The following is a 24,278-nucleotide window of genomic DNA, read 5'->3' as shown; positions in this document are numbered from 1 at the left end:
ATCACATATATGTTAAGGTTAAGAAGGTTACCATATATGGAGGTGGATTATATGTTTCAAATTGGCGATAACATTGTTTATCCAATGCACGGAGCAGGTATAATTGAAGCCATGGAAGAAAAAGAATTCTCAGGAAAAAAACAACAGTATTTTGTCATAAAAATGTCGATCAGTAATATGCAAGTCATGATTCCTACGGGTAAAATATTGAATTCGAATATACGCCCAGTTATTGATATACTTGCATTAAAGCACATTATACACATTTTTCACAATGAAGAATCCTGTAAATTACTGCCGTGGAAACAAAGGCATAAAGTGAACACGGACAAAATAAAAACGGGTGAAATACAAGAAGGTGCTGAAGTTGTACGGGATTTAATGCGTATGAAGAAAGAAAAAGCACTCAATACAAGCGAAAAAAAATTGTTGGATGATGCATATAGATTTTTGGTCAGTGAACTAGAATTAATTAAAGGAATCACTGAAAATCAAATAAAAAGTTTCTGTTAAGGTTCATTAAAAATAATGAATTATATCCTCCGAAAACATCCTGAATTTTCGGGAATATGATGAGTATTAAAAGCAAATCATTTCAAAGACATTCAATTTCTTCAACTCACTTTTAGAGTAGGAACCTCTTTTGTTATTACTTCAATCTAATCCATTTTTATTTTTAAATTTCTTTTACGAACGTTCGAAGTTTCATTAAATAACTCGATCAAATAGTCACTTGAATTTTTGTAATCCTGATTCACACTGGCACGGACAAGGAGCCGTAAGGATGAAAGAGAGGTAGGGCTTTCATTGTTTTAGGTATATATATCTAAGTCATTATTTCTAGAAAAAAAATCAATCTCATCTCTATCTTTAAGAATTTTTACATTTACTGAGACAGTGAATAGTAATTGTTTATCTTCTTTTCATAAGAGAGATACGCGAGTTGGTAACATCTAAATATATGGTCAACGATATAAATTGATGGGATTTCTAGAACTAGAACCCATTTTTACAATTTATTTAACATAATAAGATTAAATGAAACAATAAGAAGGAGTGAAGATATGAAACGCATGCCAACGCAAGAATTAAGTAACGAGTTAAAGAAGCGGAAAGGGATTACTTCTATTAAGATTGAGCCTTATGAAAAAATTGAAGTTGGTGGAATTGTTGTAGATGGACCGGCTGTTATTTTAATTAATCAAGAATACCTAAAAATTGTTGAATGAAGAAAAGGATGATCCTTTACGAAAAGGGATGATCCTTTTTGTTTGCTGCAACTTTCATTTGATGTGTTGGGATTAAAAGGAAGGAGAGGGTCGAGATTATCATGCTGGAAAGCTTAATATTGGTAGGATTTCTTTTTACGTTATATAAATTAGTTGATAAAAAAACAAACTAATTTATATAACGATATATTATTTCCTTTTTAAGAGTGAGATTTATTTGATAGTGAAATGGATAATTTAAAGGAGGAATTTAGATGAATGCAAGGAAAGAACGCATAAAATACGAAAAGATGTCAAAGAATTATGACCGTATTTATTCAGTTTCGTTTATCCTACTAATTATACTTGTTTGTAGTAGTGTGATTATCATAGGAGCTACAGGAGGAAAATATGGAGTGTTTTTATTATTAGCAATTTTACTTAACGCACGTATTACGAAAGAATCTCAAAAAAAGTATGAGCACTATTCTAATAAAGGGCGTATTTAAAATGATACATATCCAGAAAGGAACAACCTAGATGTATATTCAAAATATCCCTTTATCACCTCCTATTAACTGGTAAAAGAAACTTTATATAAATCATTTTTTAGCAACGTAGAAATAGAAACCGTACTCTATTAAAATGTTATTTTCGTTCCTATAATGAATTATCCTTCTAGCATATTTATAAGATTTATATCATATATTAGTAGAAAGAATGCAAGTTAGAAAGGAGTCTTATAGAATGAGTTATTCGAAAGGAAATGACTTGAGTGAACAACATATGGTAAGTACACCTAACCCCTATGTATATCAGACATTACAATCAGTAATTGGTAAGCATGTGGTTATTGAAACTGTAAGAGGCAATATAAGAGGTAAATTAAAGGATGTGAAACCAGATCATTTGCTCATTGAAGATACGGCGCCATATATTGTATTCATTCAACAAATTGTATGGATTATGCCAAAGCAATAATCAAATTTATAAAAAATTAATGTCATAGTCCACCAAGTAAAAACACAGGGTTTTATCTCTGTGTTTCTTCAAATTTCCGTTTTTGAATATATGCCTGAGCATGAATAAGTTCTTCTTGAAGCTCTTTTAATTCTTTTGTAGATTCTGATTCAATAGCCATGTAAGTAGTAACTAAACTAATCATCATATCCATCTTCTCTACTATATTTTGAATGACTTGTTCAGATTGCTCTTTTTTAGGGTGTTGTATTGCTATTAATACATTTTCTATATAATTGTTCTTTCTTTGCTGGATATCATAAATAAACTGTTTTGTGTTTGAGTTCATTTGTTATTCCTCCGTTTTGGATATACTTCTATTCTATCATATTTGAATGGAAAATATTGAATTCTCCTACATTTACACTTGTCTCGCACATCTCCTCAAATATACAAACTACTTCCTTAACATACAAGGAACTAAGCGAAATGTGTCAATTTTATGTCTAAACGTACAATTTTCTTTTATGGGTATGGTGACCCCATCGCCATCAAGCTAAAATTTCGTTCTGGGGTAATTCCGAATTCTTAAGTTGATGGCATGAGGGCGAGCCCCTAAAATACAATTCCGCTAGAAATATTTGCGCTATATTCTCTTTTATTTTATCTTTGCACCAGAACCTTACAATGATGATAGTTGATTAACCACACATTCTAAAAATTTTTCTACCTTTTCTTTTGATGTATCCGGCGCATGATAACCAATCGTAAATGTAAGTCTTCCATTCAAGTTCTTGATCATTTCCTTCTGCAAAAAGACAAATAGGTGCGTTAGTGCCAGATGAATGTTCCTCCCAGTAAGGAATATCATTTTCTACAAAACGGCTGTTCAAAACCGGCTGCAATTGTAACGTTATCCTTATTGATTGTTCAAGTATTTTCTTTGATATACCTACAGGAAAATAAAGAACTGCATTAATTTGTTGATCTGCAGAATAAAGACCTAATAAATAATTCATTCGATCTTGAGGTGTTACTGAATACTTTCTTTTTTCCATAATTTTGTCCCCTTTTTAAGACTTTTTTTGGCTATATCTTCGTTCTCCATATGGTTGTAACTTTTCTAGCTATTTTTCTTCAAGAGCTAATAATGCTTATTTTTCGATTTTCTCAAGAAAGCATCTTTTCCGTATTGGTTTCATTCTTTTTGCAGCTCTTTGTTGTTGGTGGTATACCCATTTTTTTATTGTTATTAACACTTCCTATCTCTTTCGAATATAAATAAACATAAGTTTATTTCGTTTGAATATATACAAACATATTATAATAATGTTTGTATATATTCAATAAAAAAACAAACGAATCATTTTTATGTCTGTTAGGAGTATCGCCACATCGCTATCAAGCTAAGTTTATGTAAAATCAATTTTAGGTGAGATTGTTTCTTTTTTCTAAAGGGCAAGTGTAGGTGATTGAAAGATTTGCATACGAAATAAACCCTAACGGGTTTCACTTTTTTGAATTAAGCGGCTTGATTATCAGAAAGGGTACAATTGTAAACGACACCTAATATATCAAAAACCGTTTTTTCTCATATCGATGAGATTTTCACCCGTTTTGCTGTAGAAGGGGTACAGCCGAGATACGTGTAAAAATAGGCCATAGCCTTACTTTTTTTCCAACTATGACCTATTGAGCTTATAGGGGTAGCACCATACATCCATCAACTTAAGAAAAATAAACACCCCAAAAACAAAAAATGAGCTGACTTCTCAAAATAACTAACTGTAGAGAAAGAAAAATTTCATTTAGTAGGTACTTCAAAACCTTAGCTTGATGGCGATGGGGTCACCATATCAAAAAAAGTAACTTGTACGTTAGATACATTTTCCAACCACTTCCTGTTCGCTAAGGAACTCGTTATTTGTTTACAGTTTTTTATTATGAAATTCTAAATAACTAATTATAATAGGTGAAAAAAACGATCAATAGTTGGGGTACGGAAAGGATTCGAATTTACATTCTTTCTCAATACATATCATGGATAAATAAAGTAAAATATGGGTTGGGGCTATGTCTCATGTTGTGTTAATCCTAACAATAACTAAGGGTACATAATATGCTTTCATACCTTTGAATAATTTAGTTGTAGAAGGGATGGAGATTTAACTGGCTCAAATTGTTGGTATTATAGATACCTTTGTACTGGGGCTTTAATCTATATGCGTGAGGGCCTTTCCCTAAGTCTTGTCAGGAAGTAAGGAACAGTAAGCAAACACTTATACAATATGAATAGAGGAGAGGAATGCCTTATGAAAATACGTAGTCAAATTACTTGTGCAAGTCTGGCCCTTTTAATAGCTGGAAGTTCCCTGTTATATACAACACCAACCTCAATTGTAAAAGCAGAGCCCACTCAAAATGTATCTAGTTCGTTACAAACAAATACTCAACGAGATCGTACTTCCGTCAAGCAAGCAATGCGGGATACATTGCAATTTGGATACCCGGGGATACTTGCTAAAACTTCTGAGGGTGGAAAAACGTGGGGGTATGCCGCTGGAATAGCGGATCTGAGAACCAAGAAACCAATGAAAACAGATTTTCGCTTTCGCATTGGGAGTGTGACTAAGACGTTCACTGCAACAGTTGTACTTCAATTAGTTGGAGAGAATCGCCTGAATCTAGACGACTACATCGAAAAATGGTTACCTGGTGTCATTCAAGGAAATGGATATGATGGTAACAAGATTACTATTCGGCACATATTGAACCATACAAGTGGTATCGCTGAATACTCAAGGTCAAAAGACGCTGATTTTACGGATACAAAAAAATCGTATACGGCTGAAGAGTTAGTGAAGATGGGGATTTCTTTGCCCCCAGACTTTGACCCAGGAAAGGGCTGGTCTTATTCAAACACAGGATACGTATTACTGGGTATTCTTATTGAAAAAGTAACTGGAAACAGCTATGCGGAAGAGGTTGAAAATCGAATTATTGAACCACTTGAATTGTCGAATACATTCCTACCAGGCAACTCAAGTGTTATTCCAGGCACTAACCATGCCCGTGGATATGTCCAACCAGACGGAGCAAGTGAGCTAAAAGACGTTACTTATTATAACCCAAGTGCAGGTAGCTCTGCTGGAGATATGATTTCTACTGCTGACGACTTAAACAAATTCTTCTCTTACTTGCTCGGTGGCAAATTACTGAAAGAACAGCAACTAAAACAAATGCTTACTACAGTTCCTACAGGAAAAGAAGGAATCGATGGATATGGTCTTGGAATCTATGAAACTAAGCTTCCAAGCGGTGTCTCGATATGGGGGCACACAGGTGGCATTCTAGGGTTTACTACCTTTGTTGGAGGTAAACTTGGAGGCAAGCATACGTTGGTCGTCAATTGGAATAGTTTGGGTAGAACTGACAGTCCTAATCCTTTTAAAAAAATTTTACTTGCTGAATTTAGCAAGTAGGAAAAAAGGAAAAATTTATCGTAGTTTTCATAGTTAAAAATATACTTTTCTGTTTCAAAAGCCCCAACTTATTTTCAAAAAAAATAAGTTGGGGCTTTTTTTGTTTTGGTGGCGTTTATTCTTCTTAAGTTGACGGCCATGTAAGGTGACCCCCTATTATAAATAGTATGACATTAATTTTTCTTTTTATTTATATAATATATAATTGCATTATATAAAAATTCAGCTAAGTCTTCATTACTAAATTGATTTATGTAATTTTTAAATCGATTATCAAATTTATACGCATTTGCAATACATGTCAACATTTCAGAATCACACACAATAGATTGTTCGAGATAACTTTTCCACTCTACAATTAATTGCTGTACTTCATCGGAAGTAGGTGATTGATTAATATAGGAAGCAATTTTTCTAAACACTCTTTCCATTTTTTGTTCGAATTCATGAAATAAGTTCGCTTTTTCATTAGGAGAGAGATTTTTCAATTTCTCCTCAAATTCTTTGTATTTTTCTGTTTCCCCATAGATGAATTTCGCTTCATGAGTATATTGTTCTTGTAATGATAAAATGGATGAATTATTAAAAATATTTAAGTTGTAAATATCCTTTCCTGATACATACTCATCCACCGCAGTAATAACTGCTTCTAAACGTTGTTTTTTTAACAATAAAGTTTGGTTATGCTTCTTTAACAATTGTTGCTGTTCTTCTCTCGTAAGCTTCAATACATCCGCAATTTCCTTTAGAGAAAATTCCATTTCCTTAAAAAATAGAATCGTTTGAAGCTGTGCTAAACTGTTCCTATCATAGAGTCGATAACCATTATCTGTTAAGTAAATTGGCTTTAATAGATTTATTTTATCATAATATTGTAAGGTTCTTTTGGTTATGCCTGTAATTTGGACAATATCTTTAACCGTTAATAATTGTTTCTTCATCCCAAAATCCTTTTATTTCATCTAGTATTAAATTGGCAGGAATTATTGTGGCTTCAAAGATGTTTTTTCCTGTTTTCTCTAAATAGTATTTGATTAAATAGTATCCACAGGCATAACCAGCAGCATAAGGCATATTGACTGGTATATAGTTTTGAAGTTTTGCTAATTCATCACCATAAAGATACGGTGCAATTTTATCAAATCCTGTTAATTGTAATTGTTCCTTGAGCACGGGTTTAATACGTCTATTAAGCATTTCCATAGTTGTTTTCGATACCCAAGGACCGAGTAGATCTTCCCCAAAAATAGAAGTAGCAAAGTTTTCTGCTAAACCCTCACTAACAATTAATTCACCTAAAGTAACCGTATGGTCCCACTGAATAAATTGATATCGAACATTATGATTACATTCATGTGCTAAAGCAGCCTTCATTCGAGGTATTGTGTATTCATTTGGCACAAATGTACACAAAATATAGCCAGGGATACCTCCATCACCACTATATCCTTCATTTAACATTAATGAAGGGCTATTTGGATCCCCTAATAGAATCGTGAATAAGTAATCAGATACACGAAGGTTCACATCATGCTCTCTAAATAAATGAAGGCTTTTCCTAACAGCTTCTTTACACTCAGACCAAAAAGAATCAGACGAAATCAATTCTAATTCTGGTGTAATCTCATTTGTAATCTGATTAGGAGAAATGCTCATTATATTATTCAATGTAATAACATCAAAGCCATTTTGCTCCTCAGCTTTAAAAGGAACATATTGAATTTCCCATTTCCCCATAAACGGAGCCAACATTTCTTGTCTGTATAATTCAACCTTTTCCTCTTTTGGAGCTTGTAAAATTTTTCGATATATTTTATCGGACCGTAATGATTTTATATTCATTTCTTTCACTCCTTATTTAATATAGTTAAAATTATGCACTATGACGTTACGTTATAGTCAAGTGGGTTAACTAAAAATATAGCAAGAGAATGGAATTATATGTTTTTTGAAATATATTAATAGGACACTTTCATTTGTAATTACCTTAGCTTAGTTTGGATGTTGAACGTATTTGAAAATGTCTCCAAAGCCGAATTTTAAACAACCTTATTGGGGCCCACCACACATCCATTAAGCTATGCTATTGAAATACCCCCTTGCTATCAAGTTAAAAAATCTGTTGTTCTCCAAAACGATAAAAATAAACTTTGGTTCTATAAAAACACAAAATTTTCATTTAGGGGGTACTTAAAAATGTTAGCTTGATAGCCATGTGGCGCTACCCCACTAACACCATATTAGGTCTAGAAGGAGCACCTACACTGGGAAGTGTAAATCAAATTCCAAAACTATAAATACTGGATTTATACTAAAAAACAAGCATTTTGAAAAAACTCATCAAAATGCTTGTTTAAATTTTTACAATGATGTAAATAAAGCTTCCCGGATTATTCTTCCCCATGTTTATTTATTATACTTTTGAAGAAAGGCTTTTACTTTTTCATAAGCAAACTGAGTACTCAAGCTATCTGGTGCTCCATCAAAAACATGGTCAGCTCTTGGAAGAAGATAAAGTTCATGAGAAACGTTATTTTCTTTTAGTTTTTTATCCAAAATTTCAGCCTGTTCTTCTGGTACAATTCGGTCACTTGTTCCTAAAAGTGTAATAGTTGGAGGTGTTTTTTCCTGAATGTAACTGATCGGAGAAAGTATTTTATAACGATCAGGGAATTGTGAAGGTGTACCCCCAATATATTTTTTCATTACATCTTGCATATAATCAGGACTTGGACTATTCTTATAAATTCCCTCCATATCAGACAGACCGTATATATTAATCACAGAGTTAATAGTTACTGACGGTACATTTGTTGAAGGAGGTAACTTTGTATCTCCCATACTATAGGCGGCTAGCATAGCTAGATTTCCACCTGCTGACTGTCCCATTACGTTTATTTTTTCAGGATCAATATTGTAAGCATCCGCATGTTCTGCTACCCATCCTATTGCTGATTTTACATCAGCTACTTCATCTTTCCATCCTGCATGAGGTGGCATACGATATTGTATAGAAAACACAGTATATCCTAATTCACTTAACCATTGACTCCAGTGAGGGGCCATTTCTTTATCACCCTCAACCCATCCACCTCCATGCACTTTTACAATAGCGGGATGTAGTGATTGTTTTGAGTCTCCATGGGCTCGCCATACATCAAGCTTTAATTCCACGCCATCAGGTGTTGTTTCGTATACGACGTCCTGTGTGAATTTTGATGTGATTTCTGTCTTACCAAAAAAATGAGAACTAAGTGAAACGGAAACATTCTCGTTTTTTGCATAGTTTAACATTTTAATGATTGGCTCGACAGTTAGAAAACTTAATAATAAAACTAAAGGGATCAAAATTGCACGAGCTAGTAAAGCTTTCCTCCAGACAGCTAATACTAATAAAATGATTATCACAACAGTTATACCTAATAGCAACGTAGGTATTATCAATGCACCCGCTCCGAGGGCACTCATTATATTAGGAAAACCGCCTGGATTCCAAATATAGTATGTCATAATGCTGATAATAGGAAATACAATTACTGCAAGGATTGTCAGTAACCATTGAATAAAACCTCTAGGCCGCCATGAGGTTGGTTGTTCTTGATGTTTTTTTTTCACTTTTCTAACTCCTTTCAAACAAATAAAATACCTTTTTAATAAAAATACCTCAAAAAATAATTTAACTCTAATTTAATGATGAACTAAGTACATAGTCGTTATGTGAACCATTTATTCTCCTATTTCTGCATTCAACCATTATATATTTCACTAGCATTCACTTACTCTTGCAACGACCTGCTACCCTGAAGAAGAAATTATAGCATACGAAACCAGATATGATAATCTGCTTAGTAAAGGGTATGAAGAAAATATCCAAACTAAAGGGAAATATGCCAAGGAATCCGAAAAGACTCTTCTGAACAGATTAACGAAGTATAAATCGAATCATTTGCTATTCTTAAGGGATTTCAAGATAGCATATAACAATAATCTTTCCGAGCGAGATTTACGAAAATGCAAGCTGAAACAGAAGGTATCGGGTTGCTTTAGAAAACAAAGCGGAAATGAATTATATTGCACGGTTATGAGCTTTGTTGAGACTTGTAAAAGGAAACAACTCTCTATTCTAGAATCAATAGAAAAGGCATTTACAGGTAGACCAGTCCAACTATAGACTGGTCTATTTATATTTTTTACTTAATCATTAAGGCTGAATAGTAACAGTCAATCTAAAAATCCAAATGAAGGTAAGGGTAAATTTTTGACAAAGCTTCGCTAAAACGCTAAAATAACGTTTCATGTAAAAATTTAAGATGAAATGATGGATGAATATTTGGTTGAATGAAATGATATTAATATAAATTAGGAGGAATCGTATGATACATAATAGAGTGATAGCAGTATTATTTAGAATTGGTAGCCTTATTTTTGCATTATATGGTCTATTATCACGTATGGGCATCCAATCGGGCGAAATGAATTTTAAGATATTTATGTACTATACTATCCAAAGTAATTTTTTAGCACTGATCTTGTTTAGTATACTTACTATACGTACAGTTAAGGGATTGATAAATGATGGGAAGACGGGAAGTGCTGGCTATTTTCCACGCTTTGAAATGATATGTGTAATTGATTTACTTTTAACACTTATCGTTTATTGGGTGTTGCTTGCTCCTACTACCTTTACAATGGGTGGAAGTTTTTATCTTTGGAAATTTGATAATCTTGCAGTACATTTGATTACACCTATTCTTTGCCTTGTGGATTATTTTCTATTTACAGAATCTAATCATTTAAAATACCGAGATGTATATTATGTTTTGATATACCCGCTCTCATATGTGGCATTTGCTACTATCGCAGGTCTAATGGGATATGTGTACAATATATCGCCAATTGATGGGAAGCCAGTACATTATGCTTACTTTTTCTTTGACTATGACAGAATAGGAGCAAAATCCATTGTCTACATCGGTGGCCTTATAGTATTTTTCTTGGTACTTAGCCATATTATGTATTTGTTTGACAAGAAAGTTTATAAACCTTTAGTTGTAAGCAAATAATGTTATCCATTGCAATGATCTTTTGGTTGGTTATTATGTTTTTGTAGTGATTACATCATAACTATAAAAAAGGGTCATTGCTTTTTTATTGGGTTCTTTCACATCTAGTATGGGTGAACTTAAATCCGACTTTGCCTGACGCTACCCCATGCCCATCAAGCCAAGATTTTGAGGTACTCCAAAAACAGAATTTCTTCTCTCTATATTTATCTATGAGAATTAAGTTCATTTTTTTGCTTTAGGGAACAATCAATTTATTAACTTGATAGCGATGGGCTGCCGCCAGCATTCCGAAAAAATCACGCTAAGCAAAAAATATAATAAGCTGTCGATATAGACAGCCCTTTACATAATTATCGTTATTGGAATCAAAATAAGCTTACACATCCAAGCTGTTGATGATAGCTAATATTTGATGATCTGTCCATTTGCCATTAATCCTTATATTTTCTTTCGCTATACCTTCTTTTTTAAACCCCCACTTTTTCTAATACGCAAATAGATGCTAAATTATCAAGCATCGCTCCTGCTTCAATTCTATGTAGCTTTAATTCCCTAAAAGCAAAATCTACAACAAGTTGAAGAGCCTCTGTTGTATAGCCCTTTGCATTATGCTCCTTATCTAAAGTAAATCCCGTATAACAGCTTTGGAGGTCTCCCCTAACAATTTGAGTTAATGAAATGTCTCCAATCAGTTTATCATTTTCTCTTAAAAAGATTCCGAAAGGGTATACTTGCCCTTCAGCTGTCTTTTTTAGAGCTTGTTCAAGACGTATTTTTTGATGTTCTTCTGTATAAAAAACTTCTGGGAGCAATGGACAAACTCGTTGAAAAAATTCGCGATTTCTAATATGTAAGTTAGCTAACTCGTTGGCATCATCAGTTTTATAAAGCCGAATATAAATGTGCTTCCCTACTAGTTTCATAACATCCCTCCAACATTTTTATATGTCTAATGAGGAAAAAGTATACCGTATACTATATACAGTTGGATAATATCAGGAAGCATTTTGCACGAAAGAAAAGACACTCTATATGAGTGTCTTTTCCAATAGTTTTTAGCAGAAGCAAGAAGCTCCAACGATGATTAATAAAATGAATAACACGACTAATAAAGCAAAGCCTCCCGAGAGGCCACAACCGCCACAACTACCACCATAACCCATAATAGTTCCTCCTTTAGATAAGAGGGGAAAACTAAGGTTCACTCATGTATTTTAATGGATTCGTTTCATCTTATGTTTTTCCGCATTGATTGAGCAGGTCCTTTCGAAAACTATTCACATATTAACTATATTTTTAAAAATAGATAATCTAACTATATCAATAAATAGATTAATTAATATAATGTATTAATTCTAAAAGAAGGGAGGAATAGCCATGCAAGTAGTTTGTTTTAAAATAGTGAGTGGTCAGTATTTCTTGTTTGTAGAAGGTATTCAAATTCCTGTACCAATTCCAGCAGTTGCTGCAGCTTTATTAATTGGTTTAGGAGTAATTCCACTTTGTTCTTAATGTAAGGAATTCGGATCATTCCTATCTTTCCATTGGAAAAGCCTCAAGTATATGAATACTTGAGGCTTTCTTTATATCAAAGAAAAAACACCTTACAGCGCTTGAAGATCTCCTGATTTAAATAATGCGGCCGTTACATCATCACCGAAAGTATTGAAACAGAATACTTGCTCGTCTACCTTATCCATTACTGTAGCTTCACCTATCTTGCCACCTTGAAGTTTAATAAAATAGTTATGTTCTTCTAAAATTTCACTAAAATCTCTATTTGCCCATCTTTCAGTAATTGCTAATAGCTCTTCTTTATTCTTGAAATTGTTTCCGTTTAGAATGTTTCTTACTTTCTCTGCATTCTTTTTGGACATAGGAATCGCTCCCTTTCCTTCACACGCTTTTACTTTTTGATGAGTCATACTATGCATAGCTGAAATAACTTCTTCTTCAGTAGAAGTTACTGTAATGTGAAGTTGTGCATTTGAACCTTTCACTTCTGCTTCATTCGATAGTGTGTCTTCTTTATTAACCTCTGCAAAAACATGGTCCTCACTCTCAAGCGGGACTTCAGCAAACTGTAACATTCCATAAGTCATACCAATTGCAAGTACTACTACACCTATAATAGATGCTAGCCAATACGTTAGCTTTTTGTCCATCTTCATTTCCCCTGTCTTCGTTTAAATATCTTAACTAAAGAGTACCATATTTAATTCCTTTTTATTGAAGTGTCTCTAATTTTTACTATAAAAAACGTATAAATCATTTAATACCAATATAACAACTTCACAATCATGACTATGCCTATTCTCATAACAGGATCTATATACGATGTCACTAAATCATCTGGTGAACTATTAGTTATTAGTACGGCTTTGCATCCTTATTCTCAAAAAGGAGAAATATTGTACATACCAATTCTTATATATGAAGACACCCAAAACAAGTGTTACGAAAAAAATATAAAAAAGACATCTCTTCTAGAGAAAGATGTCTTTTTTATATAAACCTTAATGTTCGTTCTGTAAAACCCTCGCTTCCTTTACTCCTTCTTTCTCTTCTTTTAAGAATAACGATACGATAAATGCAACAATAATAAAGATTAACCCAAGTGCAAATGCACCTTGGAACCCTGACGTTAAACCGTTTAACTTCTCTACTGGATCCAGTGGATTTGCGGAGCTTTCCATATACTTAGTTGTTCCTGAAGACATTTTCGAAATAAAGATAGCTGTACCAATTGCACCAGCTACTTGTTGCAACGTACTAAATAGTGCTGTTCCGTGCGGATATAAATCTGGTGTTAATTGATTTAAACCGTATGTTTGTGCTGTCATGACAAACATGAGTCCAACCATTAATACGCTATGCATAATAATAATTTGTACCATTGATGTATCAGGAGTAATGCCTTTAAATAAGAACATTGCAATTCCTACTAACACAATGCCGGGAACGATAATAACTTTCGGACTAAATTTATCAAATAGTTTACCTGCGATTGGTCCCATTATGGCGCTAATAACACTTCCCGGAAGCATGATAATTCCTGATTTAAAAGCTGTAACGAGTAAAACGGTTTGCAAGAACATCGGTAATAAAGTCATCGTTGAAAATAACGACATCATCACAATGACAATTAATCCAACTGATAATGTAAACATCGGAACTTTAAATGCTCGTAATTCTAAAATTGGATTCTCAATTTTCAATTGTCGAACGGCAAAAATACATAATGAGATAAGCCCAACAATTAAAGTGCCATACACTTTTGCATCGAACCATCCTAAATCACCCGATGCACTAAAGCTATACACAAGCCCGCCAAATCCTAATGTCGATAAAAGGATAGATGGGTAATCTACTTTTGGCCTTGTTAACTCTGAAACATTTTGAATGTACTTCATCCCAATCATAATGGAAATGATCACGATAGGAATAACAATATAGAATAACCAGCGCCAATTTAATGAATCCACAATTACTCCAGATAATGTAGGGCCAATTGCCGGAGCTGCCATCATCACGAGTGCGATTAATCCCATTGTCGCACCACGTTTTTCAGGTGGACAAATGATTAAAATCGTATTCATTAATAACGGTGTAATTAACCCCGTCGCTACAGCTTGGACGATACGGCCAATTAATAAAACGGAAAATGTCGGTGCGAATCCCGCAATTAATGTACCGACTAAAAACGTTACCATAGCGATCAAAAACATTTGTCTCGTTGTGAGCCATTGCTGAAGTAACGCTGTAATTGGAACTAAAACCCCAACTACTAACATGTAAGCTGTAGAAAGCCATTGAATCGTTGAAGCGGTTACGTCAAATTCTTTCATTAATACCGTTAACGCATTACCAAGTAATGTTTCATTTAATAATGCAACCATTGCTCCTAAAAGTAATGCAATTAAAATGGGGGTATGTTTCAAATTAGAAGTATCAACTTTGCCACTTGTAGGGCTCTTAGTTGTCATATTCATTTACAGATTCTCCTCCTGTTTCTTACTTAAAAAACTTTAAATATACCTAAACACATGTAATATAATATACATATGTAGATTAAAAAGGGAGAATCAATTTTCAACCACTGTATATTTAATCTACAAAAAAGGAGAATTGTAGATGAATGATAATGAAAAACAACTTGATTTACGTATTAGACGTACACATAAATTACTGTGGGATTCCTTATTTGAATTAATGACGCAATCAAAACAGAAATATAGTACGATCACGATTAACCAAATATGTGACCGTGCAATGGTACACCGAACAACCTTTTATAAACACTTTGAAGATAAAGATGCTTTATTAACATTTGGATTTAAACGATACGGCAAGATGATTGCTGAAATACCGGTTTCAGATCGATTAAGTAAACCATTTCAAGTAATGGAACAATTCCTACATCATGAAGAACTCGGTAAAATATTAGAAACGCAAATGTCTGATGAACAATTTATTACCCGTACACATTATTTAAGTCACGAAACGAGAAAACAAGAAATAGAAGCATTAAATCAACTTTGCAAAAACCATACGATACCAAATGATTTAATCATTGAGTTTTATTCAGGGGCAATCACCTCATTAAGCACATGGTGGTTTAAAAATAAAAAAAGCGTTTCTGCTGCTGAAATGGATAGGTATCTCCACCAACTTATTAATCGGGATATTTTTCAGTTTGAAGAGGAATAAGACTACACCTTTTCAATTATGCAATAAAGTGAAACTTTAATCAGCCCTCACCAATCGGACTTTTACGGACAGCCCGACCCCCACCTAACTTCTTTGCTTCCACTGAATTTTGAGGTGGGGGGTCTTACTGCCCGTTAAAGCGGGATCAAATTGACCACAAAATAGGAATATGATATATTTTCCGTAGAATACTATATAAGTGTAACAGCGAATAAATTGGCATATAATAAAAGGAAGAGATGCGCTAACATCTCTTCCTTAACTGCTACCGTATAGGGTGGTGGTTATTATACGTTATTATTTTTTACGAAACCCACCCTTTTGCTTCCTACGGCGCGGAGTGGGTTTTTTGTTGTCTTTACCCAGAAGTTGCTTCCGCAAAAAATACGCTGAAACTTCGCGCACAGTCGCTTTTACAAATTCTTTTACAAGGTCAAACAAAAACTCCATATTATCACCCCCTTTCCTTCCAAATGGAAAGAAGGGATAACCACCCACCCTCACAATATGCAGTTGACTTTATTTTATCAAATGATTGTAAAGATATTATGTAAATAAAACAAATGAAATTTCATATGGAAAAATATGAGTTTATATTTTTTTTTCATTCTCTTCACTTAGATTTTCTTTTTAGATGCTATCTTCAAATAAGGTAGCATCTAAAAAATGTTAAAAGGAATTTTCTCCCTAGTGTCTTCTTATATTTTATGTAATCTGCGTATTTAACCTTTTCTACGTTCTTTAATTACTTACTGAATATAGTCATACAGATTTTTCGCTAACAATAAACAAGTTACTGTAATGAAAAGAGCACGAACATACCCGCTTCCTTTTTTTATAGCAAACTTGGAGCCAACAACTCCTCCAGCAATTTGAGCAATCCCCATTATAAAACCATATGCATAGTTGACTTGCCCTACATACATAAACATCAACAATGCACCAACATTACTTCCTAAATTAAGAAGCTTCGCATTACCTGCTGCTTTTAAAAAATCATACCCAATAAATAAAAGAGAAAACATTAAAAACGAACCTGTTCCAGGACCTAGAAATCCATCATAAAAACCAATAGCAAAAATAAAAAAGGTAAAAATAATGACGTGTCGACCAGACAATTTCTTATGAGTGGAAATACTACCCCAATCCTTTTTGAATATCGTATAAATAGCGACCGCACCAAGCATAATCAACATCAATGGCTTCAGTACTTCTGGATTCATTAAATGAACGGTCCATGCCCCTATTATGGAACCTATGAAAGTGAGCGGAACTAATTTAAACGCCGATTTCAAATCAAGATTACCAGAACGATAAAACACAATATTACTAGTTGCACTTCCCATTGTCGACGCTAGTTTATTCGTAGCTACTGCACTTGCTGGATTCAGTCCTGTAAATAATAAAGCTGGTAAAGCAATGAGTCCACCACCACCTACAACTGAATCAATAAATGCAGCTACAAATCCAAAAACAATCAAAATCATTAATACAGATGGGTCTAAATAAAAATCCATACTATTAACCTCCCCTTTAGTCACTATTCGAATAGTAACTAATAATTTGCTAAATGTAAACAGTTATTGTAACGTTGAAATATAAAGTGAAACTTTAATCAGTGGGGCCACTGATTATTAGTTGAACCAATCGGGCTTTTACGGGCAGCCCGCCCCCCACCTAACTTCTTTGCTTCCGCTGAATTTTGAGGTGGGGGTCTTACTGCCCGTTAATGCGGGATAAAAGCAAACATCGGAGGACGAAAAAAGTGGACTACATAGTGCAACAGCTTAAAAAAATTGGTTTCAATGAATATGAAGCTAAATCTTATGTATCTCTTGTTAAACAAGGGCCTGTCACAGCCTACCAAGTGAGTAAAGATTCGGGTGTCCCAAGAGCGCGAATTTATGAGATTTTAGGTAACCTTGTAGAAAAAGGAATTGTCATGAAAGAAGAAATAAATGACACCACTCGCTATTCACCTCTACCTGTTGAAATCTTTTTACAGAAGGCGCAATCAGAATGGCAGTCTACATATGAAGGAATAAGTGATTCATTAAAAAAACTAGAAACTTCCGAAGAAAAAACAGATAATCGAGTGATTACTTTAAAAGACAATCAAACAATCATTAGCTATTGTCAGGCATTAATAAAAAAAGCAGAACGACGTATTGTCATTTCAATGTGGGATGAGATGTATGAAGCGTTAAAAGAAGATCTATCTGAAGTAGCTGATAAAGTTACAATACAAGGTATTACCCTACATGTTGAAAATCCCATTAAAAATCTAGAAGCACATCGCATAACACCTTATACAGAAACCTTGTCTACAGAACATTGGTTTATTGTATCGATAGATTCTAAAGAGATGATTTATGGACCATCACTTGAAGAGCGTAATATTGCTTTTTATACAGATGACCCCGTTCATATATACCTATTAGAGGATTATGTATGGCATGATGTTTTAGTAAATCGACTTGTCCGACGTAGCCAAGATGACTTGCAGCAATGGATTACTGCAGAGAGAAGATCTTTCTTTATGGGGAAATGAGGAACATATTCAAGAGCAAATCAAAAGATTTGCGTATTAAACCTAACAACTTCTCCGTACAAAAATAGCCGACTATTATATAATAAATATTCGGCTATTTTTGTATAAATTTATACAGACGCTGCCATTACCTCAGCGATTAATGAGATAAACGCTTCTCCCACTCTTTCACCTTTTCAATTGTTACATCTAATTTTTTAGCTATTTCTTCTACACTCATTCCTTTAAAGAGCATTCCAGCTGCCGAAAGTGCTTTATCAATTTCTTCTTGCTTCTCTTGTTCATATAAACGACCTACTTTTGTCATCCGTAACCACTCCTTTACCTTTTTATATGCTTTCTTCTATTTTATCATCCAATCTCCACAAACCGCCCAAACTCCTTCAAAAACCTCAGCTTAAAACTCCCCACAGGCCCATTCCGATGCTTCGCCACATGAATCTCCGTCATCTCTTTCTGCTTCGTTTCCTTATCGTAATAATCCTCGCGATACATAAGCATAATGACATCCGCATCTTGCTCAATTTGTCCCGTCTCTCTTAAATCTGATAAAAGCGGACGCTTATCTTGCCGCGACTCTACAGAACGAGATAACTGTGATAACGCTACTACACAAACATTTAACTCACGTGCTAATAACTTAAGCTTACGAGAAATCTCACTAATTTCTTGAAATCGATTGCCCTTATGCTTCGGATCGCCCGTAATGAGCTGCAAATAATCTACAATGACTAAAAGCTTTTTATCACCGTGTTTCCGCTTTAACTTACGGGTTTGCATCCAAATATCTTGCACCGTAACACCTGCATTGTCGTAAATCTCAAATGGCAACTCACCAATCTCCGCAAACGCCTTACTTACCTTCTCCCAATCTTCCATCGCAAAACGATGCTTCGGATTTTTTAGCCTACCTCCTGACACTTCGCCCACGCAAGATGCCATCCTTTTCAACAATTGCTTACTACTCATCTCTAATGAAAACAATCCAACCGCCGCTCCAGACTTCGCCGCATACAGTCCAACATTAAGCGCAAACGCAGTCTTTCCCATAGAAGGACGCGCACCAAGAACGACAAAATCACCTTCCTGCAATCCGCACGTCATTTTATTTAGCGATGTATAACCAGTCTCAATACCCGTAATCTCTTTCGCATCTTGATGAAGCTCTTCATATAAATCAACTAGCGCATCCTTCAAATCAAACTCACATACAGAGTCTTTTTCCTCTAACTCACAAAGTGCTGTAATCGTCTCACCTATAATTTTCTCATTCTTCTCCGCAATAAGACGCTCCCCCATCTTGTGCCCGAGAACACCCGCCTGATACATTTTCCAGGCACCTCGAACAAGCCCCTCATAATAAGAGAAGTTGGCAGTTGTAGGCACACCATCCATTAACCCTATAAAATACTCCATTCCCCCCATCCCCTCTAAAAACTTCGGATCTACCCTAGAAATGAACGTCACAAGATCAATCGGTTGCCCCTCTTCTTCCATTTTTCGCATTAACTGAAATATAGACTTGTGCACAGGCATCGAAAAATACTGCTCCGCCAAACGGCACTCCTTAATAAGCTCTCCATCAAGTAATAGAGAACCTAACACCGTCTTTTCCGCCTCCACATTTTGAATACTCATGGACGCCACCCGCGCTCCGCTAAAAAGCGCTGCAACTCCTCCTCAGATGGCGCATTCTTCTCCCACTCCTCACACCTCGCCAAAAACTCCTCCGTCTCCCCCGTACTAACAGACAACTCCTTCTTCCGAAACTTAGCCGTATCCGCCTCAACCTCACACACTTTCGTAAACCCTTTCCCGTGCCAGCCACGCAGAATCCCCTTCACATAAGCAATCGTCCGCTTATTATTCTCAAACGCAATTTGAAGAGCCTTCAGCACAAGCTCCTCCGACAAATCATCCATCCACGCACTCAGTTCCTCCACCGCAAAAGGAGACAAACTACCGAAATGTTGCTCATAAAAAGAAAACACACGACTTCCCGTTTCTTCCTCTATAACCTCTTCTTCCGCCTCTGTCTCCTCACAAACTGGCTCAACATCATCCACAGCCAAATCACCAGGCATACCGAAATGTGCTAAAAGCATCGGAACATTCAGCTCCTCCTCTACGCACTTCTGAAGAAACATATGTACAAACTCCTTATTCTTCACACCCTTAAGCTCACGAAGCACACACTTCTCCACATTCGTATTCGTCACCGGATTATAACGAAGCCAATTTAAAACGAATAACTCCCGCGTATCCGCATCATAAAGAATCTTCCCATAATCAATGAAACGCTGCACAAGCTTATCAACAGTCTCCCGATTATAACCCGTCTCCATCTCAGCTAACCGCTTCGGAAAAGGAAAAATCCCACACTGCGTCGTCTTCGAACAAGTCAGCAAATACACATAAAAATACCGCTCCTCCGGCGTCAAATCCAAAACAAAATCATCCTGCCAAAAATTCACCTGCACAGTACGATACACCGCCATCAAAGTTCCTCCCGTCTCCGTTCAAAAGTAAAAGCCCCTTCATAATATATATGGGAGGATGGCCGGGTTTTTGGCGTATTATTTTAAATTTTTTTTGACTACTACTACGGTGTTTGTTGGTGTTTTTGTTTTGTTATGTTTTTTCTTAGTGATTTATTACTTGGTAAGGGCTTGTAAGGGGCTTAGGAGGGGTTAGTTATCGGTTACTTCGATTAGAAAGACTCGATCTGAGAAGTCGCCTCGTTCTTTTGCTTTCTTTTTTCGGATGTTGTTGATTTCTTCTAGTGTTGTGCCTTCGTGTTCGGCTAGGGCGTTTATTAGTTCTAGGAGGTCGGATAGTTCTTCTAGTTTATGTTCTTTTGTGTCTGCTTCTAGGTATTCGGTTAGTTCTTCTTGTGTTTTGTTGCAGATTTCTTTTATGTATTCTTCTTCGGGTAAGATTCTTGTTGTGGGTGTTTTTCCGTTGGATTTTATTATTTGTGGGATTTTGTTTCTGATTAGTTTGTTGTAGGTTGGTATGGGATTTTCCTCCGTTAGGGTTTTCTTCTATTATAATGGAAAAGCAGTTTAACTAGGTGTTAAACTGCTGAATTGCTTCTTTTATATAGTTTTCTTCTTCGGTTGTAAAGAGGGTTGGGAATTCAGATAGTGAGAAGTTTGATTTTTGGATTATATTCTCTATATCACTTTGAGGTATATCAAGATAGTTCGTTACTCCTTCTATTAAATTGAAAAATTCCTTCAAAGTAACTTGAACGTCATGATGACTCGGATCCTTCTCTTCTTCCTTATACTTTTTCAACTTCCCTATCACATCCATAAAACGCCGATCAAACTTTTCTTTTAATTCCTTATTATTATAAAACGCTTGAATACTCTCCGTTGAAAAGTGTTCCTCTAACCATTCTTTATTTTCTTTCTCCCATATGAAGGTTTGCAAAAACGAAGAAAACAAAGCGACATCCACTCGTTCTTCCTTTTGAAACTTCTTCGTCATCTCATCCATATGCGAAAGCACCTTCGCAATTCTTTCTTGCTCTGCCAAAAGCAATTCCCTTTGAAAATGCATTTGCCTTAAAAATTCTTCCGTCTCTATATCACGCTGCAATATAATATTTTGAATTTCCCCCAGCGAAAAACCAAGATGCTTAAACGATTGAATTTGCTGCAGCACATACAAATCATCTTTCGTATATAACCGATGCCCACCCTCAGTATAATCGCTCGGCTTTAATAAATTAATCTTGTCATAATAACGAAGCGTCCGCACCGTAACATCTCCAACACTTGCAAACTCACTAATCATCCACGCCATATCCTCACCTACTCCGACAACTTATCTTTCACATACTGAAGCATATGAGAAAAACTCATCTCATTCTGCCGACAATATTGAAACAAACCCACAGCAAGCAGTAAAAAAGGAACATGCCCTCTATAACGATTTTCATACTCGCTAATACCATCATAAAAGTACTCATACTTTCTTTTTCGTAAAACAATATAAATCGCAATAAACAACACTGCAACCATAACAAAAAATTGCTTCTCCTTTATCTCCACTTCTTTTTTCATCACCTATTCTCCTTCCACTATATACTTATCTTCTTTAAATAACGGAATTCGAATGAAATAACAATATGGTTCATCGCGTATTACTTTCCACGCAACAATGAGCACTTGAATTACCTCAAAAATAAATACAATCCAAAACAAAACATCACTAATACGCGAACTAATATTAAATAGAAGAAAAATTAACAAGTGAAAGTTGAACGCCTTTCGGTAATGATATTTGTACACTTCATTTTTACGTGCCAGTGTGATGTACATGAGTATTGGTGAAAAGATTCCAATTGCGGCTGAAAGTAGTAGCATAATGATGGTGTTTCTTTTTTCTTTTGTGGTGGTTTTCATGAGTGGTTTGGTCCCCCTTTTTTATTTTGTCTTCTTTAGATTAGGGGGTGACGTTGGGGGAGGTGCAAGGGATACGTGTATCTTTTAAATAGACAGGCAACGCATATTTTTATACCCTAACATATATATAAATAAATTAAATATCTATCTAAATTTATACATAACACCATTTCATCAATAACCGCCCTTTTTAATCTTTCCTCTAGCTTTTTCTATATTCACCTTTCTTTTTCAAGCAATATAACATTTTCATCCTTTATAGAACTCATAATTTACTTTCCATACATGAGAAACTAGCCCTCTCCTTAGTAAATTTGCATAAGTCCTTTAAATGTAATTTAATTTTTATTCTTCTAAAAAAGAAAAAGCTCTAATTCAATCAAGTGAATAGAGCCTCTTTTCATTACCCATATAAAATATATTATACTTGCACAAATCCTCAAAAATAACTTAATCTTACTTCCCCTTAAGTTATGTATCTATCCCTAATATTGTTACAGATTATAGTTATATACTTTACTCAAATTCTACTTTGTGTTCCCATTCTATGTCCTCAAAATCAATATTATTATGAGAAATGGATATTGGGGGAAGTTCTATTACCGAATCTTCATTAAATTTATTTATTTCTATTTTTCCGTATTCAACATATGTTGTTCCTTCGCTTGTTCTAAAATAGCAATAAACCTCAATTTCATCATAGTTAGAAATATTCACTTCCATCTCTGTATGATTCTCTTCTAATGGATTTTCAAAATCAATAAAATAAATATTATAGTTATACCCCGTCGGATAAAACGGACTAGAAAACATACCTATATTATTTCTAGGAGAAGGGTTGAGTTTATCTCCAATTCGAATTATTCCTGTAATACTTTCTTTAAATGATTCTGCTTCATCTATGACTATAACTTTCTTTTGAAATTGGCTTGTATATGCAAATTTCACTTTCTCCTCTTTTGGAAAGTAAGGAGTACATAAAAGATCCATAGCCTTAATACTTTTCTCTTTTTTTGTTTTATCATAGCTGATTCCATAGAGAAGTGGTAGTATCTCTACATTAGTAATTGGTAAATTTACATTAAGATTACCCAATAAAATATTATTTTCTTTCTTGAAAATTAAGCTACTAGAACCTGCACATAAGTCTTTAGTTTTTATTTTACTTAACTTATTCCCATTTAATATATTCTTTGGGACGTCTAAATTCCCTGTAATTCTAACACTAATTAATGTAAACATTAAAGAGGTAAAAAGCGTAAGTAACACTACACCAGCAAACGTTATCTCAGCTATGTCTTCTCCTAAAAAATAACCAATACTAAGCCAAATTCTAATTGTAGCAAGTAAAAAAAGAACTGTAAGAATTATCGCCCAGTTATTAAAGTTAATAAATATTGGTTTAAATCTTAGTAAAACGGGCTCACTTAGTAGCCTTTCATATAAAGTAAATTTACTTTTCAAATTCGATTTATTATAAGCCTTTTCATCTCCATTAATAATGTCTTCCATTTCCCATGAAAGTGTTTTACACTTTTGGATTATTTGTTGCTTGTTCAATGAAATAAATATAGTCACAAGAGCACTGACTGTTAATAATCCTGCTGCAATAGCAACTGCAAATGTTAAATTTTGATTAAGACTATCATTACTAAACTCGCCAACAAGTAATTTACCAAAATTATATATGTTTCCCATAAATCCCCCACAAAGATATACTTTATCTCGCCTTATTTGTTATTTTTTCTACTTAATATAAAAAACTTATATTAACAACTAAAAATTAATATACTAAACTCCCTTTGTACTAAATACAAATTTGAAAACCAAATGGAGAATTTCCTCACGAATAACACTTATTCCATTACAATACTAGAAAATTTCAT

At 34.5% G+C, this 24,278-nt stretch carries 27 protein-coding genes and 2 pseudogenes; 10 read left to right on the top strand and 19 right to left on the bottom strand.

Annotated elements, in window-relative coordinates; genetic code table 11:
* The first annotated feature begins 51 nt into the window (after positions 1-51).
* The 4 genes from ACO6VI_RS27465 (at position 52) to ACO6VI_RS27450 (ending at position 2,189) form a co-directional block, all read left to right on the top strand.
* Entirely contained in the window at positions 52-513 is a 462-nt protein-coding gene (locus ACO6VI_RS27465) for a CarD family transcriptional regulator (RefSeq protein ID WP_140157178.1), read from the top strand.
* Positions 514-1,064: 551 nt separating this feature from the next.
* On the top strand, positions 1,065-1,229 hold the full coding sequence (locus ACO6VI_RS27460) for a BC1881 family protein (RefSeq protein WP_000827566.1): 165 nt from the start codon (positions 1,065-1,067) through the stop codon (positions 1,227-1,229).
* 254 nt (positions 1,230-1,483) lie between these two features.
* Positions 1,484-1,717 (top strand): hypothetical protein, encoded by a 234-nt coding sequence (locus ACO6VI_RS27455; RefSeq protein ID WP_000993974.1) that lies wholly within the window; start codon positions 1,484-1,486, stop codon positions 1,715-1,717.
* A gap of 238 nt (positions 1,718-1,955) precedes the next feature.
* Complete coding sequence (locus ACO6VI_RS27450; RefSeq protein WP_059304072.1) at positions 1,956-2,189, top strand: YuzF family protein; 234 nt, start codon at positions 1,956-1,958, stop codon at positions 2,187-2,189.
* Positions 2,190-2,241: 52 nt separating this feature from the next.
* Here the strand turns inward: ACO6VI_RS27450 and ACO6VI_RS27445 are convergent, their stop codons facing one another.
* Entirely contained in the window at positions 2,242-2,517 is a 276-nt protein-coding gene (locus ACO6VI_RS27445; RefSeq protein WP_059304073.1) for a hypothetical protein, read from the bottom strand.
* A gap of 370 nt (positions 2,518-2,887) precedes the next feature.
* A pseudogene (locus ACO6VI_RS27440) lies at positions 2,888-3,226 on the bottom strand (condensation protein); the annotation flags it as partial.
* A gap of 1,254 nt (positions 3,227-4,480) precedes the next feature.
* On the opposite strand from ACO6VI_RS27440, the gene ACO6VI_RS27435 reads away from it, so the two are divergent.
* Positions 4,481-5,650 (top strand): serine hydrolase domain-containing protein, encoded by a 1,170-nt coding sequence (locus ACO6VI_RS27435; protein WP_422424633.1) that lies wholly within the window; start codon positions 4,481-4,483, stop codon positions 5,648-5,650.
* Between the two features lie 173 nt (positions 5,651-5,823).
* Here the strand turns inward: ACO6VI_RS27435 and ACO6VI_RS27430 are convergent, their stop codons facing one another.
* From ACO6VI_RS27430 to ACO6VI_RS27420, 3 genes are all read right to left on the bottom strand, one after another.
* Entirely contained in the window at positions 5,824-6,591 is a 768-nt protein-coding gene (locus ACO6VI_RS27430; protein WP_063546632.1) for a MerR family transcriptional regulator, read from the bottom strand.
* Entirely contained in the window at positions 6,566-7,492 is a 927-nt protein-coding gene (locus ACO6VI_RS27425; RefSeq protein ID WP_061667712.1) for a DUF2268 domain-containing protein, read from the bottom strand. The genes ACO6VI_RS27430 and ACO6VI_RS27425 overlap by 26 nt, the downstream gene beginning before the upstream one ends.
* A 564-nt stretch (positions 7,493-8,056) precedes the next feature.
* A complete protein-coding gene (locus ACO6VI_RS27420) occupies positions 8,057-9,265 on the bottom strand; it encodes an alpha/beta hydrolase (protein ID WP_063546629.1) in 1,209 nt (402 codons plus the stop codon).
* A gap of 196 nt (positions 9,266-9,461) precedes the next feature.
* Here ACO6VI_RS27420 and ACO6VI_RS27415 point away from each other — a divergent pair, with 196 nt between their 5' ends.
* On the top strand, positions 9,462-9,821 hold the full coding sequence (locus ACO6VI_RS27415) for an IS66 family transposase (protein ID WP_080469743.1): 360 nt from the start codon (positions 9,462-9,464) through the stop codon (positions 9,819-9,821).
* 202 nt (positions 9,822-10,023) lie between these two features.
* Entirely contained in the window at positions 10,024-10,713 is a 690-nt protein-coding gene (locus ACO6VI_RS27410; protein WP_088021541.1) for a Pr6Pr family membrane protein, read from the top strand.
* Between the two features lie 379 nt (positions 10,714-11,092).
* Here ACO6VI_RS27410 and ACO6VI_RS27405 read toward each other — a convergent pair.
* Both ACO6VI_RS27405 and ACO6VI_RS27400 read right to left on the bottom strand, forming a co-directional pair.
* A pseudogene (locus tag ACO6VI_RS27405) lies at positions 11,093-11,639 on the bottom strand (GNAT family N-acetyltransferase).
* A gap of 132 nt (positions 11,640-11,771) precedes the next feature.
* A complete protein-coding gene (locus ACO6VI_RS27400) occupies positions 11,772-11,879 on the bottom strand; it encodes a YjcZ family sporulation protein (protein ID WP_080446898.1) in 108 nt (35 codons plus the stop codon).
* 214 nt (positions 11,880-12,093) lie between these two features.
* On the opposite strand from ACO6VI_RS27400, the gene ACO6VI_RS27395 reads away from it, so the two are divergent.
* Positions 12,094-12,228, top strand: coding sequence for a hypothetical protein (locus ACO6VI_RS27395; protein ID WP_001198456.1), 135 nt, complete (start codon positions 12,094-12,096; stop codon positions 12,226-12,228).
* Between the two features lie 92 nt (positions 12,229-12,320).
* Here the strand turns inward: ACO6VI_RS27395 and ACO6VI_RS27390 are convergent, their stop codons facing one another.
* Both ACO6VI_RS27390 and ACO6VI_RS27385 read right to left on the bottom strand, forming a co-directional pair.
* Positions 12,321-12,881 (bottom strand): PRK06770 family protein, encoded by a 561-nt coding sequence (locus tag ACO6VI_RS27390; RefSeq protein WP_161519957.1) that lies wholly within the window; start codon positions 12,879-12,881, stop codon positions 12,321-12,323.
* 351 nt (positions 12,882-13,232) lie between these two features.
* Positions 13,233-14,708: an MDR family MFS transporter gene (locus ACO6VI_RS27385; RefSeq protein WP_161519958.1), complete on the bottom strand. Its 1,476-nt coding sequence runs from the start codon at positions 14,706-14,708 to the stop codon at positions 13,233-13,235.
* Between the two features lie 142 nt (positions 14,709-14,850).
* On the opposite strand from ACO6VI_RS27385, the gene ACO6VI_RS27380 reads away from it, so the two are divergent.
* Positions 14,851-15,426, top strand: a complete 576-nt coding sequence (locus ACO6VI_RS27380; protein ID WP_000999318.1) for a TetR/AcrR family transcriptional regulator — start codon at positions 14,851-14,853, stop codon at positions 15,424-15,426.
* A 297-nt stretch (positions 15,427-15,723) separates the two neighbouring features.
* Here the strand turns inward: ACO6VI_RS27380 and ACO6VI_RS27375 are convergent, their stop codons facing one another.
* Positions 15,724-15,876, bottom strand: coding sequence for a hypothetical protein (locus ACO6VI_RS27375; RefSeq protein ID WP_000394757.1), 153 nt, complete (start codon positions 15,874-15,876; stop codon positions 15,724-15,726).
* 299 nt (positions 15,877-16,175) lie between these two features.
* On the bottom strand, positions 16,176-16,943 hold the full coding sequence (locus ACO6VI_RS27370) for a TSUP family transporter (protein WP_000348457.1): 768 nt from the start codon (positions 16,941-16,943) through the stop codon (positions 16,176-16,178).
* Positions 16,944-17,191: 248 nt separating this feature from the next.
* Between ACO6VI_RS27370 and ACO6VI_RS27365 the strand changes: the two genes are divergently transcribed.
* Positions 17,192-17,977, top strand: a complete 786-nt coding sequence (locus ACO6VI_RS27365) for a TrmB family transcriptional regulator (RefSeq protein WP_048538038.1) — start codon at positions 17,192-17,194, stop codon at positions 17,975-17,977.
* A 139-nt stretch (positions 17,978-18,116) separates the two neighbouring features.
* Here ACO6VI_RS27365 and ACO6VI_RS27360 read toward each other — a convergent pair whose 3' ends face one another.
* From ACO6VI_RS27360 to ACO6VI_RS27325, 8 genes are all read right to left on the bottom strand, one after another.
* Entirely contained in the window at positions 18,117-18,284 is a 168-nt protein-coding gene (locus ACO6VI_RS27360; protein WP_000169783.1) for a hypothetical protein, read from the bottom strand.
* 44 nt (positions 18,285-18,328) lie between these two features.
* Complete coding sequence (gene dnaB / locus ACO6VI_RS27355; RefSeq protein WP_142343969.1) at positions 18,329-19,615, bottom strand: replicative DNA helicase; 1,287 nt, start codon at positions 19,613-19,615, stop codon at positions 18,329-18,331.
* Positions 19,612-20,475, bottom strand: coding sequence for a DnaD domain-containing protein (locus ACO6VI_RS27350; protein WP_098818802.1), 864 nt, complete (start codon positions 20,473-20,475; stop codon positions 19,612-19,614). Before ACO6VI_RS27350 ends, dnaB begins: the two co-directional genes overlap by 4 nt.
* A gap of 192 nt (positions 20,476-20,667) precedes the next feature.
* A complete protein-coding gene (locus ACO6VI_RS27345) occupies positions 20,668-20,994 on the bottom strand; it encodes a nucleoside triphosphate pyrophosphohydrolase (RefSeq protein ID WP_098818807.1) in 327 nt (108 codons plus the stop codon).
* A 52-nt stretch (positions 20,995-21,046) separates the two neighbouring features.
* Positions 21,047-21,790 (bottom strand): MerR family transcriptional regulator, encoded by a 744-nt coding sequence (locus tag ACO6VI_RS27340; protein WP_098818801.1) that lies wholly within the window; start codon positions 21,788-21,790, stop codon positions 21,047-21,049.
* An 8-nt stretch (positions 21,791-21,798) separates the two neighbouring features.
* Entirely contained in the window at positions 21,799-22,050 is a 252-nt protein-coding gene (locus tag ACO6VI_RS27335; RefSeq protein ID WP_000712444.1) for a hypothetical protein, read from the bottom strand.
* Positions 22,051-22,053: 3 nt separating this feature from the next.
* On the bottom strand, positions 22,054-22,392 hold the full coding sequence (locus ACO6VI_RS27330; RefSeq protein WP_000859122.1) for a DUF4870 domain-containing protein: 339 nt from the start codon (positions 22,390-22,392) through the stop codon (positions 22,054-22,056).
* A gap of 516 nt (positions 22,393-22,908) precedes the next feature.
* Complete coding sequence (locus ACO6VI_RS27325; protein WP_000526936.1) at positions 22,909-24,090, bottom strand: hypothetical protein; 1,182 nt, start codon at positions 24,088-24,090, stop codon at positions 22,909-22,911.
* Between the last annotated feature and the right edge of the window lie 188 nt (positions 24,091-24,278).

The organism is Bacillus sp. PSXD-155, assembly GCF_049310765.1.
Taxonomy (GTDB): Bacteria; Bacillota; Bacilli; order Bacillales; family Bacillaceae_G; genus Bacillus_A; species Bacillus_A cereus.
The sequence above is the reverse complement of the archived record's forward strand: the minus strand, read 5'-3'. Positions and strand labels throughout refer to the sequence as shown.

Coding starts and splice junctions, on each gene's coding strand:
- ACO6VI_RS27450 (WP_059304072.1), top strand. CDS start 1,956: ATGAGTTATTCGAAAGGAAATGACTTGAGTGAACAACATATGGTAAGT.
- ACO6VI_RS27445 (WP_059304073.1), bottom strand. CDS start 2,517: ATGAACTCAAACACAAAACAGTTTATTTATGATATCCAGCAAAGAAAG.
- ACO6VI_RS27460 (WP_000827566.1), top strand. CDS start 1,065: ATGAAACGCATGCCAACGCAAGAATTAAGTAACGAGTTAAAGAAGCGG.
- ACO6VI_RS27370 (WP_000348457.1), bottom strand. CDS start 16,943: ATGGATTTTTATTTAGACCCATCTGTATTAATGATTTTGATTGTTTTT.
- ACO6VI_RS27330 (WP_000859122.1), bottom strand. CDS start 22,392: ATGAAAACCACCACAAAAGAAAAAAGAAACACCATCATTATGCTACTA.
- ACO6VI_RS27400 (WP_080446898.1), bottom strand. CDS start 11,879: ATGGGTTATGGTGGTAGTTGTGGCGGTTGTGGCCTCTCGGGAGGCTTT.
- ACO6VI_RS27360 (WP_000169783.1), bottom strand. CDS start 18,284: ATGACAAAAGTAGGTCGTTTATATGAACAAGAGAAGCAAGAAGAAATT.
- ACO6VI_RS27340 (WP_098818801.1), bottom strand. CDS start 21,790: ATGGCGTGGATGATTAGTGAGTTTGCAAGTGTTGGAGATGTTACGGTG.
- ACO6VI_RS27425 (WP_061667712.1), bottom strand. CDS start 7,492: ATGAATATAAAATCATTACGGTCCGATAAAATATATCGAAAAATTTTA.
- ACO6VI_RS27465 (WP_140157178.1), top strand. CDS start 52: ATGTTTCAAATTGGCGATAACATTGTTTATCCAATGCACGGAGCAGGT.
- ACO6VI_RS27435 (WP_422424633.1), top strand. CDS start 4,481: ATGAAAATACGTAGTCAAATTACTTGTGCAAGTCTGGCCCTTTTAATA.
- ACO6VI_RS27325 (WP_000526936.1), bottom strand. CDS start 24,090: ATGGGAAACATATATAATTTTGGTAAATTACTTGTTGGCGAGTTTAGT.
- ACO6VI_RS27455 (WP_000993974.1), top strand. CDS start 1,484: ATGAATGCAAGGAAAGAACGCATAAAATACGAAAAGATGTCAAAGAAT.
- ACO6VI_RS27380 (WP_000999318.1), top strand. CDS start 14,851: ATGAATGATAATGAAAAACAACTTGATTTACGTATTAGACGTACACAT.
- ACO6VI_RS27375 (WP_000394757.1), bottom strand. CDS start 15,876: ATGGAGTTTTTGTTTGACCTTGTAAAAGAATTTGTAAAAGCGACTGTG.
- ACO6VI_RS27335 (WP_000712444.1), bottom strand. CDS start 22,050: ATGAAAAAAGAAGTGGAGATAAAGGAGAAGCAATTTTTTGTTATGGTT.
- ACO6VI_RS27390 (WP_161519957.1), bottom strand. CDS start 12,881: ATGGACAAAAAGCTAACGTATTGGCTAGCATCTATTATAGGTGTAGTA.
- ACO6VI_RS27395 (WP_001198456.1), top strand. CDS start 12,094: ATGCAAGTAGTTTGTTTTAAAATAGTGAGTGGTCAGTATTTCTTGTTT.
- dnaB (WP_142343969.1), bottom strand. CDS start 19,615: ATGAGTATTCAAAATGTGGAGGCGGAAAAGACGGTGTTAGGTTCTCTA.
- ACO6VI_RS27430 (WP_063546632.1), bottom strand. CDS start 6,591: ATGAAGAAACAATTATTAACGGTTAAAGATATTGTCCAAATTACAGGC.
- ACO6VI_RS27410 (WP_088021541.1), top strand. CDS start 10,024: ATGATACATAATAGAGTGATAGCAGTATTATTTAGAATTGGTAGCCTT.
- ACO6VI_RS27350 (WP_098818802.1), bottom strand. CDS start 20,475: ATGGCGGTGTATCGTACTGTGCAGGTGAATTTTTGGCAGGATGATTTT.
- ACO6VI_RS27385 (WP_161519958.1), bottom strand. CDS start 14,708: ATGAATATGACAACTAAGAGCCCTACAAGTGGCAAAGTTGATACTTCT.